Raw genomic sequence first — 19427 nt, forward strand, 5'->3', positions numbered from 1 at the left:
AATCTATGTTTGCAAAATTTTTACATCGCCCTGTCTTAGGAATCGTTCTTTCTGTTCTTACTGTCTTTGTTGGGATTTTATCTATAAAGACATTGCCCATAGCACAATTTCCTGAAATTGCACCTCCTAGAGTTGTGGTTTTGTTATCGTTTCCGGGAGCGAGTGCTCAGGTATTAGTAGATTCTTCTATAACAATATTAGAACAAGCTATTAACGGAGTTCCTGGAATGAGATATATTGTATCCTCTTCAACGAGTTCGGGGGATGCAATAATTCAAGTATTTTTTGAACCAGGTTCGGATTCAAATGATGCACTTGTGCAAGTGAAAACTAGGGTAGATCAGACCATGTATCGCCTACCGGAATTGGTTCGATTAGAGGGGATATTGGTTCAACCAGTTCAACCTAGTATGCTTATGTATGTGAATCTTTATAGCAAAGATCCGAATGCATCAGAGAAATTTCTTTTCAACTATGCAACTGTCTATCTGATACCAGAACTAAAAAGAATCAGCGGAGTTGGCCAAGTAAAAATACTTGGTGCTAGACAATTTGCCATGCGAGTTTGGCTAGATCCAGATCGGATGCGTGCTTACAATGTTACTGTTGATGAAGTAATGAAATCCATAGCCTCTCAAAGTATAATCGCAAGACCGGGACGCCTTGGCCAGAGTTCAGGCAAAACACCTCAATCTCTAGAATATACTTTAACGTATGATGGACGTTACAATGAACCTTTTCAATACGAAGAAATTATTGTTCGAGCAAAAAACTCAGGAGAGATTTTATATTTAAAAGATATCGCGAAAGTTGAGTTGGACAGCGAATTTTATAATATTTATACGGATGTTAACGGACTTCCTGCTGCTGCGATGATGTTTAAACAGACTGAAGGAAGTAACGCAAATGAAGTAATTGATGAAATAAAAACTAAACTAGAGGATCTAAAAAAAACATTCCCTCCTGGAATGGATTATCGATTTAGTTATGATGTATCTAGTTTCCTAGACGCATCGATTGAACGTGTTCTTCATACTTTATATGAAGCATTTATTCTTGTAGCTATTGTTGTATTTATTTTTCTTGGAGACTTTCGTTCGACGATTATCCCAGCGATTGCGGTTCCCATTTCACTGATAGGTGCTTTTGCATTTATGAAATTAATGGGGTTAACGATAAATTTAATCACATTATTCGCATTAGTTTTAGCAATTGGTGTTGTTGTTGATGATGCAATTGTAGTTGTTGAGGCAGTTCACGCCAAAATGACAGAAAATCCCAATCTTACTATCTATGGAGCAGTTAAATATGTTCTAAACGAAATTAGTGGTGCAATTATAGCAATTACTCTGCTTATGATGTCGGTATTTATTCCCGTTTCATTCTTACCAGGACCAGTTGGTGGATTCTATCGCCAATTTGCAATTACAATGGCCAGTGCAATTGGTATATCCGGAATAGTAGCCTTAACTTTTACTCCTGTTCTTTCGGCTATAATTCTGAAACCACATAAACCTGGTGATCATCACAACAATGGTCCAGTCGCGAAGTTTATTTCGAAGTTTAATACTCATTTTGAAACTATTACTGAATATTATATAGCTTTTATACGCAAATTCGCTGGTAGGCGAATTGTTACTTCAATCATAGTTGTTGGGTTTATATTTGGAATATTTTTAATTAGTAAATTTGTTCCAGAAGGATTCGTACCTGCTGAAGATCAAGGAATGTTGTATGCAATAATTCAAACTCCGCCTGGTTCTACAATTGAGAAGACATTTTCTGTTGCAAATAAATTAGAAGAAGCAGCATTGAAGATCGAAGGAGTAGATTCTGTCGCTTCTCTGGCAGGTTATGAAATTCTCACAGAAGGGGAAGGATCAAATGCTGGAACTTGTCTTATAAATCTCAAAGACTGGTCAGAAAGAAAAAACTCAGTACATGATATAATTGAAGAACTCGAAGAATCCACGAAAGATTTTGGAGCGATCATTGAGTTTTTTGAACCTCCAGCTGTTCCTGGATTTGGTTCAGCCGGTGGGTTATCCTTTCGATTGTTAGATAAGACAAATAGTGGAGATTATCATAGATTTGATAAAGTTCATGAAGAATTTATGGATCAGCTAAAGAAGCGTGAAGAGTTGAGTGGTCTCTTTTCTTTTTACTCTGCTAAATTTCCTCAATTGAAAGTGAAGTTGGATCGTAAAACTGCTATGCAGAAGGGAGTTAACATTGGTGAAGCAATGGAAAATTTGAATATACTCGTTGGTAGTACATATGAGCAAGGCTTTGTTCGTTTCAATCAATTCTTCAAAGTGTATGTTCAGTCACTACCTGAGTATCGGAGATATCCTTCAGATATGCTTCAGCTTTTTACCCCGAATGATAAAGGTGAGATGGTACCTTATTCTGCTTTCCTTTCTTTAGAACAAACCCAAGGTGCAAATGAAATTACCCGGTACAATGCTTACACATCTTCGGTAATCAATGCAATTCCAGGAGATGGATTTACAACGGGGGAATCTATTAAAGCGATTCGGGAAGTTGCACTGGAATTGCCAAGTGGATTTGATGTTGCATGGGAGGGTTTAACCTATGATGAGGCACGAAGAGGCAATGAAGCATTTTATATTTTCTTAGTTGTTTTGATTTTCGTCTTTCTTGTTCTATCAGCACAATATGAAAGCTTCATAATTCCATTTGCAGTAATATTCTCCCTGCCGCCAGGAATTTTTGGTTCATTTTTCTTACTTAAAATTCTTGGCTTAGCAAATGATATTTATGCTCAGATCGGCTTGATTATGTTAGTTGGACTACTAGGAAAGAATGCTGTTCTAATTGTCGAGTTTGCAAGGCAAAAGCAAGCTGTTTCTGACATTACTGTTTTTGAAGCAGCGATTGAAGGTGCAAAAGCAAGGTTTAGGCCAATATTGATGACTTCTTTTGCCTTCATTGCGGGTCTTATACCTCTCCTTGCGACAGGAGGGCCAGTTGCACTTGCCAATCGAACCATTGGCGCATGTGCGTTAGGCGGTATGTTATTTGGAACCATTTTTGGTGTTATCATTGTTCCCGGATTGTATGTTATATTTGGAACACTTGCAGAAGGTAAAGAATTCTATGAACAAGAAGATGAGCTCCCACTTTCTGAACAATCTGGACTAGGAAGAGAACGTACTCGTAAGCGTAATTCAGAATCAAAGAGAGGTTGATTAAGGATGAATATGTATAAACTAATTCTATTTTTTTGCATTTATCTTAGCTTATTTTTCTATATTTCGTGTATTCCTTCTATTAAGGAAGAAAATCATAGAAATTTGCAATTGCCAAAAAATTTCAACGAAGAAGAAGTAGACGAAAAAACCAAAAATCTAGCAGAAGAAGTTTGGACCAAATTTTTCAATGATCCTCATCAAATAAATTTGATTCAAACTGCAATGGCTAATAATCAGGAACTTGCAAAACTTGAGCAGGAAATTCAAATTGCAAATAATGAAATTCTTGCTAGGCAAGGTGAGTATCTACCTAAATTGGGCCTTGTGGCCGATTCAGGAATAGAAAAGGTCGAAAGATTCAGTACTGAAAATGCAAATTCCCCCACCTTATTTACTAAAGGTGGAGTTATGATGACTTGGGAGATAGACATTTGGAAAAAACTTCGTAATTCAACCAAGGCAGCTTATTTAAGATATTTAGCGAGTGTTGAAGGTCGTCGATTTGTAGTTACAAATCTAATATCCGAGATATCAAATACTTATTACGAAATGAATTCTTTGCATACTCAGATGCAATTGATTGATGATTACATTAAAGTTTTAACCAGGATAAATGAAATTGTGTCATTGCTTCAACAAGCTGGGCGAACAAATAAGCTTGCAGTCCAGAGATTTAATGCTGAAGTTTCAAAAAATCAAGCTAAGAAATTTCAGTTACAGCAAAATTTATCAATCGCTGAGAATCGAATGAATGCATTGTTAGGACGATTCCCACAGTCAATAAATTACCAACTGGAGGATTTTCTAAATTTAGATCTGCCTGAAATACAAACATCCGTACCAGTTAAACTCTTAGAAAATCGTCCTGACTTACGACAGGCAAGTTTGGAATTGCAAGCAAGTAAACTGGATGTAGATGTTGCTCGAGCACGGTTCTATCCTTCGCTATCCATTGATGGAAACTTAGGTTATGAAGCTTTCAATTCTAAACATTTTGATGGAACTCAAGTTGGAGTTGCATATGCTCTGGCAGGTGGTATTACTATGCCGCTACTGAATAGACGAGGAATAGAAGCAAGCTATAGGACTGCAAATAATATGCAGATCCAAGCTTTATATAATTATGAACAGACTCTTATTGAGTCGTTTACAGAAGTTAGTAATCAAATCATTAAATTAAAAAACTTAAAATATATATATGATCTAAAATCTCAACAAGTTGATACTTTAAAAAAAGGTACAGAAACGGCGGATGCTTTATTTCGTGCTGGACGAACTGATTATGTTGATGTTCTTCTCACTCAGCGTGATTTCATTGAGGCTCAAATCGAATTGGTAGAAATTAAAAATGAACAATTGCAATCCTCGATTGGATTGTATAAGGCTATTGGTGGAGGTTGGAGAGGCCAGAATTGAGATGTTCGAGGTTTAGGATCATTCTTAAGTATGCTAACAACTAAATGATCTGTTATGAGTTAATTAATAATATTTATCAATTTCCAATATATTGTCTGAAAGATACGTTTTTGAAAATGGAAAAATGCCTTCGTGAAGGCTTTGGTTCATCACCAGCTTGCCACCAGACAGAACGAAGGTAGCCACGAAGAATTTTACCACAAAGTTCGCTAAGTTCACACGAAGATCACGGAGGATGATAACCTAACGAGAAAATCTATGGTGCTGATTTGGGTTTTGTTCTAGTTGCAGCAATTTCTTCATTAGGTGCTGTTCTTAATTCATCGCGGTAGAATTCAGCTGTTAGCCCCTGGTTTTAACCAGGGGTAATGAGGTTCCAAGAACCAATCCTTGCGCCCCGGACCCAAGCACCAGCTACCGCGTAGGTGCTGGGCTTGTCGACTGGGGTCAATAAATTGAAAAAAATATTTATGGAATGGAAGACACTTAACAATTTATTGACCAGAGGGAGAGCCGGAAATGGCGCCCTAATAAAATAATAAAATCCGCATTTCGCGTTGATCCATGCATATTTTCACCAATCACCTAATCTCTTGATGAATTTTTGTATTTGACTTATTGCACTTGAATTCATCGTGAGGTCATGAAAAACCTTCAAGAAATCCGAGAATCTGTAATTGATGCATATCAGAATTTTCTGTTAGATGGCAAAACGGAAAAATTCCGAGAAGTCGCTCCTTATTATATGAGAGAATACCTGATGCGAATATTTCATGACGAAGATGCATGTTCGGATGCATATATTCGTTGTTTGGAGCGAATTGTAATTTTCCTCGATAAATTTCATTTAGGTGTAGGAAAGAAAAATCTAATAGGATTCCTGAATTCTTGTGCGATCAATCAATATTTTAATTCCCAGAAACAGGCATGGAAAGAACCTAAAATCTTTGATTTTCTTGAACATTTAGAACAGATTGAGTCGGATACTCTGGAGAACGATGAATCAACAGAGAAAGAGATTCTTTTTCAATTTTTGGGAACTCTTGGGTCACCTTGGAATCTTGCCTTGGCGCTCCGCCACGACATTTCTTTGGATGCTTCCATGGAGCGAGCCTTGAAGATGATTTTGTTTCGAAAGAGCCGAAGCCCTTTAGAATTCTGGGAATCGCATCGAAATCGGAGAAATTTATGGACGGAACGAAAGGAAAAGTTATTGGATCGCCTCCGATTCCTAACCTTTCGGATTTATCACGAAAAGGACCTACGAAAACGGGAGAAATTTAAGAAAAATAAAGAAAATAAATTAAAATCCTTGAACTTTCATCTTAGGAAAGGTATGTACACTATGGAAGAGCTTGCAATCGAGCTTGATATTGAACAAAAAGACCTTGTGAGAATCGTAAGGCATAAATTAAATAAATGGAAAAAAAGGGAGATGGCTATCCCGGACATTCGAAAAATTAGGGTTGCCTAGAATTTTTATCCTAAAAAATAAAATGGTTTTTCGATTTGACTGTTAAAAAAAACTTTACAGAGTCATCCGGTCAGGGAAATATATTTCGCAAAACATGCAAACAGGGTTATGAAAATTAAAGTTACTACAAAAAATGACGTCCATATCATCAAAATTGAAGGCGCAATCAAGGCGGGCAATGAATTTGAATTGGGAGAGAAAATTGAACAATATATTAAGAAAGGAAATGTACCCAAGTTCATAATTGATTTGAAGAAAGTCCCTTTTATAAACTCTGCTGGGCTTGGAACTTTTCTGAATATTTATAAACATATAGATGGATTAAATGGTCGTATCGTATTTGCAAATTTAAACTCCGATATTGAGAACTTGATGGAGATTACGAAACTTGCGAGTATATTTGAAATATACAAAACTTTGGAAGAGGCTCTAGAATCTTTCGAATACTAATTAAGTTTTTTACAAAACTTCGTTAACAGCATTGCGACTGGAATTATGCAATCGAAAATCCTATTCTGGCTTAGAAAGAAAAAAATACAATTTGTTGTTGTAATTTTTTTTCTATACCATGCAATTTTCAATTCATTCACAGGACAATTTTTACTCAACCAACTATATCCAAAATTTCTTCAAGATGGAAGCCTAAAGGCAAATGTTTCTGGACTTTCCTTATTTTATGGCTTAACTATTGAAGATATAAAGCTATTCAATGCAAATAGGTTTACTCCCAATACCGTATTTAGTGCAGACAAAATTATATTGGGATATAACCTACCTGCCGTTATATGGGGAAGACTTAGAGTCGGTGAGATAGGTCTCTACAATGCTAAGATTCATTTGATCCAGGAAAATGGGATCTGGAATTGGCAAGATATTCTTGTTCAATCGGACACAAGCCAGGAGTCCGAGAAATTGATTGAAGAGAAGGATGAATCCAATGAAGATTCTAATTCTCTCCCACTACCGATTCCAATCAGCGCTTATATTAAGATTGCTATAGAAAATTTAGATTTTCGCTTAGAAAAGCGAGATCCCCTCAATCCTGTAGATTTAGGTTTTAAATCTGCCGATCTCAAGTTGGATCTAGATAGTTTTCGAACAACAAATATTCCGTACAATTTGTCCGCAATAGATCTGATTGATTCTATTCATATGGAACTCAATCCCAACGATCCAATCCTTGTCTGGTATAAGGATAAGAATTTAGAATTCGAAAGTCCTTTAGATAGTCATATTTCTATCCATACAGATCGAAGTGAATCTCAACTCTCCCTTGAGTCGAAGATGAATATTGGCGGTAAAGAATTAATGATTCGAAGGAAAGGTAAGCAAGCTTTAGTTTTGAGTGCTTATCTTCGTTATGCGATCGATTTTATTCCTGTAGAGAATAAAATACTATTAGAAAATTTGGATCTTCATTTTCAAGGTGATCAGTGGCTTCAAGCTCAAGGAGAAATCCTCAATCCTGATTCATCGAATCGTAGCGTAAATATTCGTCTCAGCGAATCTAATATCAACTTGGACAAATTGTCCAGATTCCTAGAAGAATTACCTATCACTCCGATGAAATTGGGTGGAATGATTCACCTAAGTCCTTTGCATGTGATCGGTCCATCGAACGATCTAAATTTGGATTGGCAAGCACAGGCAAGAAATATTTTTTATCGAAGTGGCAAGCAAGAGCATTCATCCAAGTACGTAGACTTGGACCTACTGGCAAGACTCGACTTGGATTCGGAAGAAAATCCAACAGCAGCTGATCCAATTCCCATATTGAAGAGATTGGATATCCGAAATCTGAGAGCAGAATACAATGATCTAACAGCAAATCTAGTTGGTTATGCGAGCTCTGATTCAGGAATTGATCTTAACTTGGTTCTAGATAAAATGAATTTGAGGACATTTCTCTCGACACTAGGTGGCTTCCTTTCTGTGCGAGGAAAAGTGACTGGATACGATTTCTCGGATCTTAAGCTTGATTTCGAACTAAATCTTCAATCATTTCGATTCATGCTGGATCGTAGCCAATCTGGAACTTCTCATTCAAAAGCCAAAATCGGAAGCAACTTGAAATTCAATCATCCATTTGGATTGAGTGAAGTGAAAGATACTAAGCTCACGCTTTCTACCAAGAATAATAGCAATCTTTCCGCCATCGATTTGATTGCGAAACCAAGACTTTTTTTAGAAGATAAATTTCTCATTCAAGTTGATAGCTTAAATTTGGGAATCAATCTAACCCATTTGATTCCCATCTTACCTTTATACCTGCGCGAAAAGGTCGCTCCCGTTGAATCTGCGATAGGTGGCAAAATTGATCTAGCTGCTAAGGGTATTTTTGACATAAGCAAAAAAGAATACAAGTTGAACTTAAATGGAACGATCCCAGGACTTGAACTTAGAGATCTCAGTTGTGATACTTCAATTAAACTAAAAGCCGAATCCAAGTTTGGCGAGGCAATAGAACTTGAACAACTGAAAATTCGTGCCTACGGTGGAAGTCTAGGGCTTGACGCATCAGGACTACTCTATGAGAAAAAATCAGCAGTCAAGCCGCCAATCGGTCCTTATTTCGGCAATTTAGCTTTAAAACTATTCTTGAAATCTAATATAGAAAAATACATCGCAAAAGGCTTAACCTATCGAGGGGATCTATACCTCGATGCGAAAATTCTAGATAAGGATTTGGTAGGTGAGGTAATTTCGAATAATACCAAAATCATCTACAATAATGGGCGTTGTCCTGGGGATAATTGTAAATTATTTCTGGTTGAGAATTTGAATGCAGACATTTCAATTCAGCATGATCTATCACAAAATACTACTATTCCACTCATTGATGGAGATAAGGCTCGCTTTATTAAGACTTATGGTAGATTGGGGAGAGACAATTTAACGATTCATCAGGTTTTAGGTTCTCATCCGTCGATAGTGGATGCTCCTTTTGTTTATGTTAAAGGTCAAGGGAATTATCCCGGTCTTACTTCGAGAGTTCAATACAAGGAAAATTATCTGTTCATCGACGGACTAAAGCTTTCTTTACTGGATGGAACGGTTTATGGTAAAGACATCTTAGTGAATATTGGTTCGACTGATCTTGCAAAAATGGAATATATGGCAACGCTTCAATTGCGTGATATTGATTTACGCCAATTACTCTCTGTTAATGCACAGAAATCCATAGATGATGGTAAAATAAAAGCAGACCTGAATATTTCTGGAAACAATTTGTCCGATCCTATTCCAAATATGGATCTATATTTTAGTATTTTTCAAATCGGTCGAGATTTTGGTAAAAGCGCATTGAATGTGATCTCCACTAAGGGTGCAATCATGAACTTTATAACAGATAGTTATGCTGTAGATAAAGTAGAAGTGGAATTATCTAAAGGATTAGTATATGCTGATGTACTATTTAAAAAATCTATTTTAAGCTATATGGTTGCATTGGAAGACAATAAAATTACTCAGCAGAGAATGCCTCTTGCAAATTTCTTAAAACGAGCGGAATCAGAAATCTCTACATATAGGTAGCAAAAATTATGAAAAATCTATTGAACTTAGAAACAACAATTCCTAACATCGAATCTAAATTATATTTCATCAGTATTTTCCTTTTTATCTCAATTATTTTTCAAAATTGTAGCTTTAAAGCTCCTCCAATCACATTTACTCAGACACAGACTGCATCTGAAAGACAAATGATCGGAGAAGACAAGGATATAGAAAAAGATGGATGGTTGATCTCATCTATTAAGTCTTCCAGCTCTGGATCAGATCAATGGGAACGAGACATCTCTCTTGATTCCAAATTGGACCGCGATACTCAGATTCAATTAAAAAAACTCGCTTATTTGAGCGCTGAACTTTTTGAATTCAAAGCAAAAGGCTTTGTTGGTGAATCATTCGACGGTAAAGTGAAGCGCAATCCGACCCTCAGTGCAGATCCTAATTTGGACAAACGCATTCGAGGCCTAATTGATCTAGTCAATGATACCCGTTCAAAAGTTGTTGAGGCTTCAATAATTGCAGAAAAGAAAAAAAATACTCAGGTCATTGAAGAAGATTTTAGAAAATCATTGTTAAATGACTATTATTTGAGTGTTGAACCAGGCGAATATTTCGAATCAAGCAATGGACGTTGGGAGAGAAAAGAATAGAATGATCATTCGATTCATGAAGAGATTTCTCTATCTTGCTATTCTTGGATTCGGATTATTGGCACAAGGTTGTGTTGTATTCCAGAAATCAACCAAGATCAAACCAATAGCTTTTGATTACAAAGCGATCGGTAAGTATTATTTCAATCCGAAGAATGATAAACCTTTCCCTCTAACCATACAAAGAGGAAATAATTTATATAATTCTACAACTGCTGATGGTAAATATTTATTTTATGCAACTAATAAAGAAGGAAATTTTGACATTTGGTTTCGTGATTTAAATAGTTCTGTCATCGTTCCTATTACGGAACATCCATCGCAAGAATACAAACCAGCAATCAGTCCTGACGGAAGAAGATTAGTTTTTGTATCCGAACAATTTGACTCAGACGGTGATCTTATGTTACTGGATATTGATCCACAGGAATGGGTGAGTTCAATTCTAAAGGGCAAAAGATTTATTGATACTGATTTTAAAGTTTTAACAAATCCTGAATGGAAGAATAAAAATCGTCAAGAACGAGTAATTGATACGGATCCAGTTTGGATGCCGAATTCCGAACAGATTGTATTTTCAAGTGATCGATATACTCCAGGTATTCAAAATCTTATTTTGTTAGACTTATCTGATAATAATTCAATGACCCAGCTAACATATAGCGGTGGTAGCTCGCCATATGTTTCGGCCGATGGAAAAACAATATACTATTTATCCTACCGTGACAGTCAAGATGGTGAAATATACTCCCTAAATCTTGAAGATAAGAAAATTCTACGAATCACTAATAACAATTTTTTAGATTATTCACCTTCAGTATCCAGTGATAATCGATTCCTTTTTTATACTTCCATTCGTAAGGATACAAATGGGAACGGTGTATTGGATGAACGTGATTATAGCGTGATTGTTCAAAGGGATTTAAAAGATGGAAAAGAAAAATTTCTAAGTTCTGGAGATAATTCTGTTTTTGATACTAAATATTCTGATTTTAATGGTGGGTCAGTTCTCTTTAGTGCATCATTTTACAATTCAATAAATATTTATTTCATTCCTTATACGGGATCAATTCCTAAGCAATCCAATATTATAGATCAATTCACTTATGCACTTGAATACGAGAAATTCAATAGTCAGTCGAGATATTTCTTAGCATTGGAAAGTATTGAACTTTTTTATGAAGATGATCCTTTGTATCCGATTTATAAAGCGCGTGCTGATGCAAAAAAAGTAGAGTATCTACAAAAGAAAAATCGCAAAGTTGCCGCATCAAGTCTGATAGGTGAAATGTCTGGACGTCCTGATACCAAAGATATTTATTCTAGAGCTCAAGCTACAATTTTGGATCCGAAAAAAGACCGAGAAGTTGAATCTAAAATTAAGAACTCTATTGAAAAGGTAAAAGAATCGGATCTTACAGAACCAGTAAAATATCAGTTATCGGCTTCACTACTTCATTTACTTGCGGATTGGTATGAATCAAAGTCAAAATTCAATGATGTTAAGCTCGTACTTCGAGAGATTCAATTAGATTATCCTGAATATCATTTGATCCGAGAAATAAAAAACAAATCAGGCTTTTATGAATTTCGTCCTGAATCTGTAGTAATTCCGCATTTTTACCAAGAAACTTTGAGACTCTATGAAGAACGGATGGCTCAACCTGATGATCCTGCAATTCAGAGTCGTTTAGAAATAAAAGATTTACTATTTGATTTAGAAAATAAAATCCGAACAAATAGAAATTCAACTCAGATACTCGAACATATAACAAGTATTGAATCCGATGAGAATAATCCTAAACAATCAATAATTCTCAAAACTTTTCTCGCCTATTTAAAAGCGTCAACTCTTCGAAATGAAAAAAATTTAGACTTAAGCTCTAGCACAATTGATGCCGTGATACCGATCCCCCAAGATTTGGAAATGGATCCACCTGGTCAAAAGAGTATATTTGAATATCCTGAATTTATAAAGTTGTATAGAAATCCAGCATTATCTTATGTTCATTACTTGCGATACAAAAATGCTCAAGATCAAGGCAATGGAGCATTGGCACTCCGTAATTTGAGAATTTTTATGGAGTTCTATGATCCATTAGTGAGTCCAGAATTGGATGAAGATGAGTTTTCTAAGTTATTCCTATATTGGGAGAGAAAAGCAATTGAGTATGAACGACTTGGAGATTTACGACAAGCAGCAGTTAATTACTATTTTAATAACTTAGGTATGTCACTTGCGAAGTCTAAAAATATTTCAGTGGATCGATTCTATGGCAATTATGCAGTTTATTACCAGAGAAAAATGCTTGAGACAATTTTTCAATATGGTCGAGAGCTAAGAGAGAAAGAAGAAGCAGAGCTTATCAATAGAATCAATATTCTGGGTGAAGGAAAATTAGATGTAATCGGCAATCTTTCTGATGTGCTTGGAATTCTACAGAAGCTTCCTTTCCTAGATGCCCTAAAAATTTTGGGTGATTTTCGAGACTTACAGAATAAAGACGTCTTGCATGAGAATGCATTGTCTTTGGCTGATCTCTATTTCAATTATCATTTAGAAAAGAACCGACCTTTTTTGAACTTGGCAGTTGTTTACGGATATTCTTATTATTTAATCAATCGAACTATTCTGAATGAGACAGCTCTTTATAAGTCTGGAGCGATGACTGCTAATCGCAAACAACAGATATTAGAAAATTATAAAAAAGCAGAGTATGAACTTCGATGGATTCTTTTCGCTGATCCTACATTTCCGGATGCTTATCAGCTTCTAGGATGGCTTTACCAATATATTGATATTATAAAATCTAAAAAAGTAGAAGAGGACGGCCCAACCGAGGAAGAGAGATATAGTTCTGTTTATGAGAAGTTTTTCCCAGAAAAGAACTTCGAAGAAAATGTTGAATTGTATACTCAGATATTGGAATTTTTGGGTGAGGATTACCCGAATAAGAAAATACTTTCAGATCTCAATCTAAATCTAGGAAATAATTACTTTCTGCTAAGTAACTACCCGAAAGCAAACGAATCAGGAGCCAAAGTTGATAATCTAGGTAGATCCATTGTTTCTCGATCTCAGTTTGAGGATTATCGACAAGAAGCAGTTTTTCGTTTTAATTACGGTCGTTCTGCACTATACCGGGCTGATTACAAAAAAGCTATAGAACAATTTGAAATTGCCCTTGAAATTTATACAAAACGAGAATACTATCAATCATTATCGAAAAACTCATCATCAAATGAAGAAAAAGATAATCGGAACCGAATATTCAAATTTCTTGAAATAAATAGTGAACTAACAAAAAACAACGAATATCGTGAAGTGAAGTCTAAACTTGCTCTTCTGAACAGTATGATCGGACTTTGTCGAATGGAAATGGGGAATTATGAAGATTCGATTCCTTTTCTTCAATCAGCAATTTCCCATAATCGAGTCAGTAAAGAAATTGATTCTATTAATCTCTGGAATGCTCTCGCAATTGCTTATCAGAAAACAGGAAGATACCGTGAATCAAAAGAAATTCTGAGTCGTGCTGAAGAAGAGTATCGTGCTGAAAACTTAATTCTATCTTGGCTTGATTTTTCTTTTACAAAGGCATTTTGGAGAATTGTGCTGCCTGATAATATCCGAGTTTTGGGTGATGGAAGATTTCCTGGAGAATTTCCATTAGATTTCAAGAGTCTTTTAACGAGAAGCATTCAGATAAATAATTTATTGGAAGAAAAGGATTTTCGAAATGCTGCTTCTGCAATCAAATCTCGTTCGGAATTTATAGAAGATAGAAATCTCAAAAAATGGGTAATGGGAGATTTGGTTAACCACCATTCTTTTGCACTAGAGGGCCAGATTCATTTTCAATCCGGAGACTACCTGAATGCGAGTCAATCATTTAACAGGATGAAGACGGGATTTGGTAATTCGGGAGATGTAGTCAGAGAGAGAATTGCAATTATTCGAAAAAATTACTCAGGCTTTGCTTGGTCGGAGTCGGAACCTAATAATCAGGATGCTAAGAAATTACTTGAAGATAACCTTAGTGAATTATTCAAATATAGAGATTTATTTGTTAAAAATTGCAAAGAATTTGCTGATGAGGAGATTTGCCTCAGTCGATTAAGAAGAGAATTCAAACAATTTGATACCTTAGTTGGTTTGAATTATTTCTATCTTGGTGAGATTCATCGAGGTTACGGCAATCTCAATGGCGCCTATGTATATTATTCTAAAGCACTTACTAAGCTTCGAAATCCTGCCAATGTAGATCCAAAGTTCCATTTCATGCCCCAAGATCCGTTCAATCGAAAAGAACGAATTCGTATTTTTTTGAATCTGGCGAGACTTTATCTTAGGTTAGGCGATTCCATTGAAAGCGAAAAATACTATCGAATTGCTAAGGAAGGCGCGTATGAATTTCGATTGGAAAGGGAATCTTTTCAGTCCGATCTAATTGGCTACGAATTGACCAAGAAATCTGAATCCAAAACAATTCCTGTTCGGAAAAGAGAATCGAATCAACTACTTATTGATCTGAAGAGAAGATTTGAATCTGAGAAAACTCTGCCATACAATCTTCTGCAGCATACTTTGGAAGAATACTACTCAATTAATATTGATCAGTCAATGATGACGGGAAGATTCTGGGACATTCCACTTATTGCCGATTCGCAGAGAAATTTTCAGCTCTCCCGTGAAGTTTTGACTTCTTCGCTAGAATATTCGGATTTACGAATGGACAAATACAACAAAGATTTTCAGATCCAAATGAAGAAACTTGATAAAATTCAAATGGAAATTGAAAATAAATCAATCAAACGTGAGAAAGTTGATGAATCCTTGCGAAGGAAATCTAGTATTTTAAAGGAAATCTCACGTATTTCCAATGATATAAAAGTAAATTATCCTCAATATTTTAAATTTTATAACCAATCCAATTTATATTCTTATTATCCTCTAGATAATAGCTCGATCTCGCGCAGATGTATGCAGTTTGGGGACAAGTATATGTTTTGGAATCGGGAAAATACCAAAAAAGAATTTAAACAATTAAATTCTCTAGAAGTTGGCGAATATTTATCCAATACTCAGATTGAACAAATTGGCAATAAAAAAGTATATTTGAATCCAGGAAATTGTGAGATTGTTTATAAAAAAATAATTGATAAAGCTGGAAATAATCATATAACTTTAGTTACTAAAGAAGCGGATTTTTCCGAGTATAAAAATCCAGAAGGAATTGCGTGGAGATGGAGAACTTTACTCGTCGATGAGAAACTTGAATCAAATGATTCGCGGATTCGGTACAATGATTCAATGAATCTAAACGAGCGACTTCTTGATACTGATTTGGTTTTTGTTACTAAGCCTAGTCTCTCAACTAAGCAACCGATCCTTTCTTATGCTGGCTCTTCTTCTCTTAACTTAAGAGAGATTTTTACAAACCCATCAGAAATTGCAGGAATTGTTTTAGAAGTTGATCAACCAAATTATAAAGATATCAATCGTGCTGGTTTAGTATGGGATTTGGCTTCTACGAATAGGAAAATGAATCTTTTGGTTTCTAGTCCACTCACACTAGAGCAACGAGCGACCCTTGACCGAGAAGAGCTTGCTCAGAGAACACTAACTTTTGGAACGATTCCTCAAAAATATATTTCCGTTAATCCTATCAGTCGATACAGAGAGTTAAGATCAGCCGGAATTTTTCAAGAGAGAGCAAGAGAGTATACTTCTGCTTATGAGTTATTCTATGATGCAGGATCTTTCTTGGACGATTCACAGAATAGATTATTATTGGAAAACGAGCTTGATATGGCTCGAATGAAAAGGAAAATATTTCCAGAGTTTGATCCCGATTATTTCTATAAAACTATTCTTAAAAATCCTAAGCTTGATATTGAAAGTAGAAATATTGCATATTCAGCATTTCTAAAGGACTGCTTGTCGGATCGATTTTTAAGGAATTCTAGATCTATTTGTGATGCTTATTATAAATCTTGGAAAGAACAAGATCCAGTAGCTAGTCTTCCTGCAGAATTTTATTCTAAGATGTACAATGGAGAAATTCGAAATTTAGATCGGTCTCTTGAGGAAGCACTGAAGCTACAGGGTGATGACGAATTTCTGCGTAATATGCAAATTTCTGATTTGTACTTAGAAAATTTTCTTTTTCAAGAATCGGAAATATATGCAAATCGTGCAAGACGTCATGCAATATCACCCAGGGAAAAAGGGTTGATCAATGCAAGAATTCTTGAGATTCGATATCACGAATCTTATGTTCAAGGTCGAGAGGAATTCGCTTATTCGAAAATACCTGCTCAGACAACTTACGCTCTAGGTTTTAATAGAGAGTGGGATCAGTTTACAACGAAAGTTAATTCAGAGGGCTTTAGAAAACTTGGAGATGCAGACAGTATCTATGATGAATATCGAAAGAGATTGTATCATAAATGGAAAGAATTTGAATTTGGACGTGAGTTCGAGCCCATCTCTTTGATTCCGGACGAATTGTATGAGGGAGGTTCGGTATTATCGAAGATGACTCACCTCAACCGAAGTTTGTATTTTTATCTTCTATCGCAATCGGCTAAGCATCAAACTTCCATTGAAGGCGATAGCTTAATGGATATTTTGATTGCTATTGAGAAAGAAGAGGGTTTCAATAATCGCGCTTATGTTTATGCACTTCTGTATGCGGATCAATTGCTCAGAGATGGCAAAATTAATTCTGCAAAAAAATACATTTCGTTCTTTGAAAAAGACTACGATACCAAGAAAAGTTATCATCCATATATTGAAAAAATTTATAGCTATTTGATTTTTAGATTATCTCAATTCGATCCTCAAATTGTTTTTCCGAATAACGCTGCAGAAGCTTTTGGAAATGATGAAAAGATAGTATATAATTTATTTCGTACAATCGGTGCTGATGGACCAGAGTCTTTTGCAAAAGCATTGAACTCATTTAAATCTTCAAACTTCCAATCTAAAACTGCATTCACAAGAGATAATAGAAATAAAGCAAAAGATATCATTCAATATATGATGAAAGTAGCTTTTGACTTCGATAGCTCCGATGGGTTTTTGGATGCGCTACATTTTCAAGATACAATTTCCGCATATAATGAGCAGACTTTGGGAAGTCGTCCCAGGTTCACTGATTTGCCTCGGTTTTATACCATCTCGGATCAGCTCATTGCCAAAATTCCAGTTGGACAAGATCTTCATGCGATTGGAGATTATCTCAATAAAACCTATCTTATTACAGTTAGTCGAGGTTCAACTAAAGGAAGAGAGATATTTGCAAACGCAAACGATATTCATAAGAATATTAGAAAATACTATTCAGCTTCTTCTGAAGGTGGTGAGGCGACTAGACTCAGAGATCTGCTAGAGGATCGATACAAAAATACGATTCGAATGAAGAAGGATCAGATCAATTATTTATATCTTTCTGGTTCCCATTTGCAAGTTCCACTATTACAGAAATTGGATATTCCTATTTATCAGGTTCAAAATTTATCGTCTCTATTGACACATCGTCCGAGAAGCCTCAATTCCCTTGCATGGAGCAAATCAGATATAAAAAAATATCGCGAGACTAATTTTACCGAATCCTGGTTTCAAAATCTCAAATCAGTTGAAGATTGGGAGATCTCATTTCTAACCTCATCACAAGGAAATAGAATCTCAATTTCTCAAGAAGAAGCGAGAGTTGACGAACAAGGAAGATTGGTTTTTGGATCTCAACCTGTTGCAAAACTCAACCGAACTAAATCAGATCGGCAATCTGTTTGGATTGCTTCTTCATTTCAATTAGGAGCTCCATATTCATATTCGAATTTACTAAATAACTTACTATTTCATTTAGATGATATACATATAGGTCCTGGAATCATATCTCTCGAAGACCAATCTGAATTCCAAAATACTTGGTTTATTAAGAATTTATTGGTAGAAACGCAAGAGACTAGACAGCTTAGATATAGATTTCTTGATGCGAGAACAAGTATGCGAGATCGCTATTCATATGATAAATATTGGCATGGATACAGAATCTATACGAGTAGTTTTATTCTACCGTAGTCGAACTTTTGACTTGATTGTAATCTTTTAATATTTGCTTTCTTTCTTCTTTCGATAGTTTTTCATATTTCTTGACTAAGTTGTGAAATTTTAAAAAATCACCACCTGCTTCTTGAAAGACTCGTTCAAAAAATGTATTGCCAGATTGATATCGAAGGGCCCCAATAAAATCTTCATTGTTCCAATCTTTTTTTGTAAATTTATCAATATTTTCTTTAGATACAAAACCTTTTTTGATTGCGGAAACCTTGAATTCAGAAATTGCATTGGCTTTAAGTTTCAATTTTTCCATATCACTTCGATCACTTTCGTAAATTTTCTTAAGAACTTCGGCAGTAGATCGAATCAATTGAATGGATTTCATTTTCTTATCTTTCCTGTCTTTCCAAGAAATCAAATCTTTAGTCAAATCTTTGTTAGTGTAATAGAGTTCTACTCCTTTTGTTTCGACAAAAGATGCATATGATTCATTGAATACTGGATCACCAGGAATATAAACAGTTGCATGAGTCATTTCATGAAACACAAGTCCAGCTAACTCAGGTAGCTGTGCTTGAAGTTGCGGGGAAAATACTGGATCAGAGAACCATCCAAGTGTAGAATAGCCACCAGTAATTCGAATTCTTGTATCAAGGCCTTTATGCTTTAGAGATTTTTCTTCTTCTAAAGCAAGTTTGTTATCAAAATACCCTTTGTACGGAACCTCTCCAGCAATGGGAAACCACCAAGTATAAGAACGAAATTCCAAAGGATAAGAAGCACTTACATTCCAGCCAACTGAATCTCGATCCAACTTTACGTAATATTCGAATCCTGAATCTTCTGAGAGTGCAAGATGTTCGATTCCAAATTTTTTGACATCTTGAATGAATCGAAGTTTGGAGATCTCTTCTGGGCTTGCGGAATCATTTGCAATTACCTTGTCGATCCTCTCTCTTTTTTTAAATTGATCAACCTGTTCTCCTGCCAGGTGGGATAGGTAAATTACGCAATTTTGGAGGAGAATAATGGAAAAAAGTGTTAAAATTCGAAAAATCTTCATAGTTGAATTAAAAAATTTACAGTTCCTTACG

General features: G+C 35.5%; 8 protein-coding genes. 7 read left to right on the forward strand and 1 reads right to left on the reverse strand.

All coding sequences use genetic code 11. The annotated features are described in order from the left end of the window. Window positions 1-5 precede the first annotated feature (5 nt). The 7 genes from O4O04_RS05370 to O4O04_RS05400 all read left to right on the forward strand — a co-directional run bounded on the left by O4O04_RS05370 (window position 6) and on the right by O4O04_RS05400 (window position 18354). On the forward strand, window positions 6-3212 hold the full coding sequence (locus O4O04_RS05370) for an efflux RND transporter permease subunit (protein ID WP_272534691.1): 3207 nt from the start codon (window positions 6-8) through the stop codon (window positions 3210-3212). Between the two features lie 12 nt (window positions 3213-3224). Beyond that, the gene (locus tag O4O04_RS05375) at window positions 3225-4631 is read left to right on the forward strand and encodes a TolC family protein (RefSeq protein ID WP_272534693.1); all 1407 of its coding nucleotides are present in this window, start codon (window positions 3225-3227) and stop codon (window positions 4629-4631) included. 643 nt (window positions 4632-5274) lie between these two features. Next, entirely contained in the window at window positions 5275-6105 is an 831-nt protein-coding gene (locus O4O04_RS05380) for a hypothetical protein (protein ID WP_272534694.1), read from the forward strand. Between the two features lie 108 nt (window positions 6106-6213). Further along, window positions 6214-6555 (forward strand): STAS domain-containing protein, encoded by a 342-nt coding sequence (locus O4O04_RS05385; RefSeq protein ID WP_272534695.1) that lies wholly within the window; start codon window positions 6214-6216, stop codon window positions 6553-6555. A 45-nt stretch (window positions 6556-6600) separates the two neighbouring features. Further along, a complete protein-coding gene (locus tag O4O04_RS05390; protein WP_272534697.1) occupies window positions 6601-9639 on the forward strand; it encodes an LIC_11026 family protein in 3039 nt (1012 codons plus the stop codon). Between the two features lie 8 nt (window positions 9640-9647). Next, window positions 9648-10265: a DUF1318 domain-containing protein gene (locus tag O4O04_RS05395; protein WP_272534698.1), complete on the forward strand. Its 618-nt coding sequence runs from the start codon at window positions 9648-9650 to the stop codon at window positions 10263-10265. A 1-nt stretch (window position 10266) separates the two neighbouring features. Continuing rightward, complete coding sequence (locus O4O04_RS05400; protein WP_272534699.1) at window positions 10267-18354, forward strand: hypothetical protein; 8088 nt, start codon at window positions 10267-10269, stop codon at window positions 18352-18354. Here O4O04_RS05400 and O4O04_RS05405 read toward each other — a convergent pair. Continuing rightward, window positions 18341-19396, reverse strand: a complete 1056-nt coding sequence (locus tag O4O04_RS05405; RefSeq protein ID WP_272534700.1) for an aminopeptidase — start codon at window positions 19394-19396, stop codon at window positions 18341-18343. The two genes, O4O04_RS05400 and O4O04_RS05405, sit on opposite strands and share 14 nt — an antisense overlap. Window positions 19397-19427: the final 31 nt, after the last annotated feature.

Source organism: Leptospira sp. GIMC2001 (assembly GCF_028462125.1).
Taxonomy (GTDB): Bacteria; Spirochaetota; Leptospiria; order Leptospirales; family Leptospiraceae.

Coding starts and splice junctions, on each gene's coding strand:
- O4O04_RS05395 (WP_272534698.1), top strand. CDS start 9,648: ATGAAAAATCTATTGAACTTAGAAACAACAATTCCTAACATCGAATCT.
- O4O04_RS05370 (WP_272534691.1), top strand. CDS start 6: ATGTTTGCAAAATTTTTACATCGCCCTGTCTTAGGAATCGTTCTTTCT.
- O4O04_RS05405 (WP_272534700.1), bottom strand. CDS start 19,396: ATGAAGATTTTTCGAATTTTAACACTTTTTTCCATTATTCTCCTCCAA.
- O4O04_RS05380 (WP_272534694.1), top strand. CDS start 5,275: ATGAAAAACCTTCAAGAAATCCGAGAATCTGTAATTGATGCATATCAG.
- O4O04_RS05390 (WP_272534697.1), top strand. CDS start 6,601: ATGCAATCGAAAATCCTATTCTGGCTTAGAAAGAAAAAAATACAATTT.
- O4O04_RS05400 (WP_272534699.1), top strand. CDS start 10,267: ATGATCATTCGATTCATGAAGAGATTTCTCTATCTTGCTATTCTTGGA.
- O4O04_RS05385 (WP_272534695.1), top strand. CDS start 6,214: ATGAAAATTAAAGTTACTACAAAAAATGACGTCCATATCATCAAAATT.
- O4O04_RS05375 (WP_272534693.1), top strand. CDS start 3,225: ATGTATAAACTAATTCTATTTTTTTGCATTTATCTTAGCTTATTTTTC.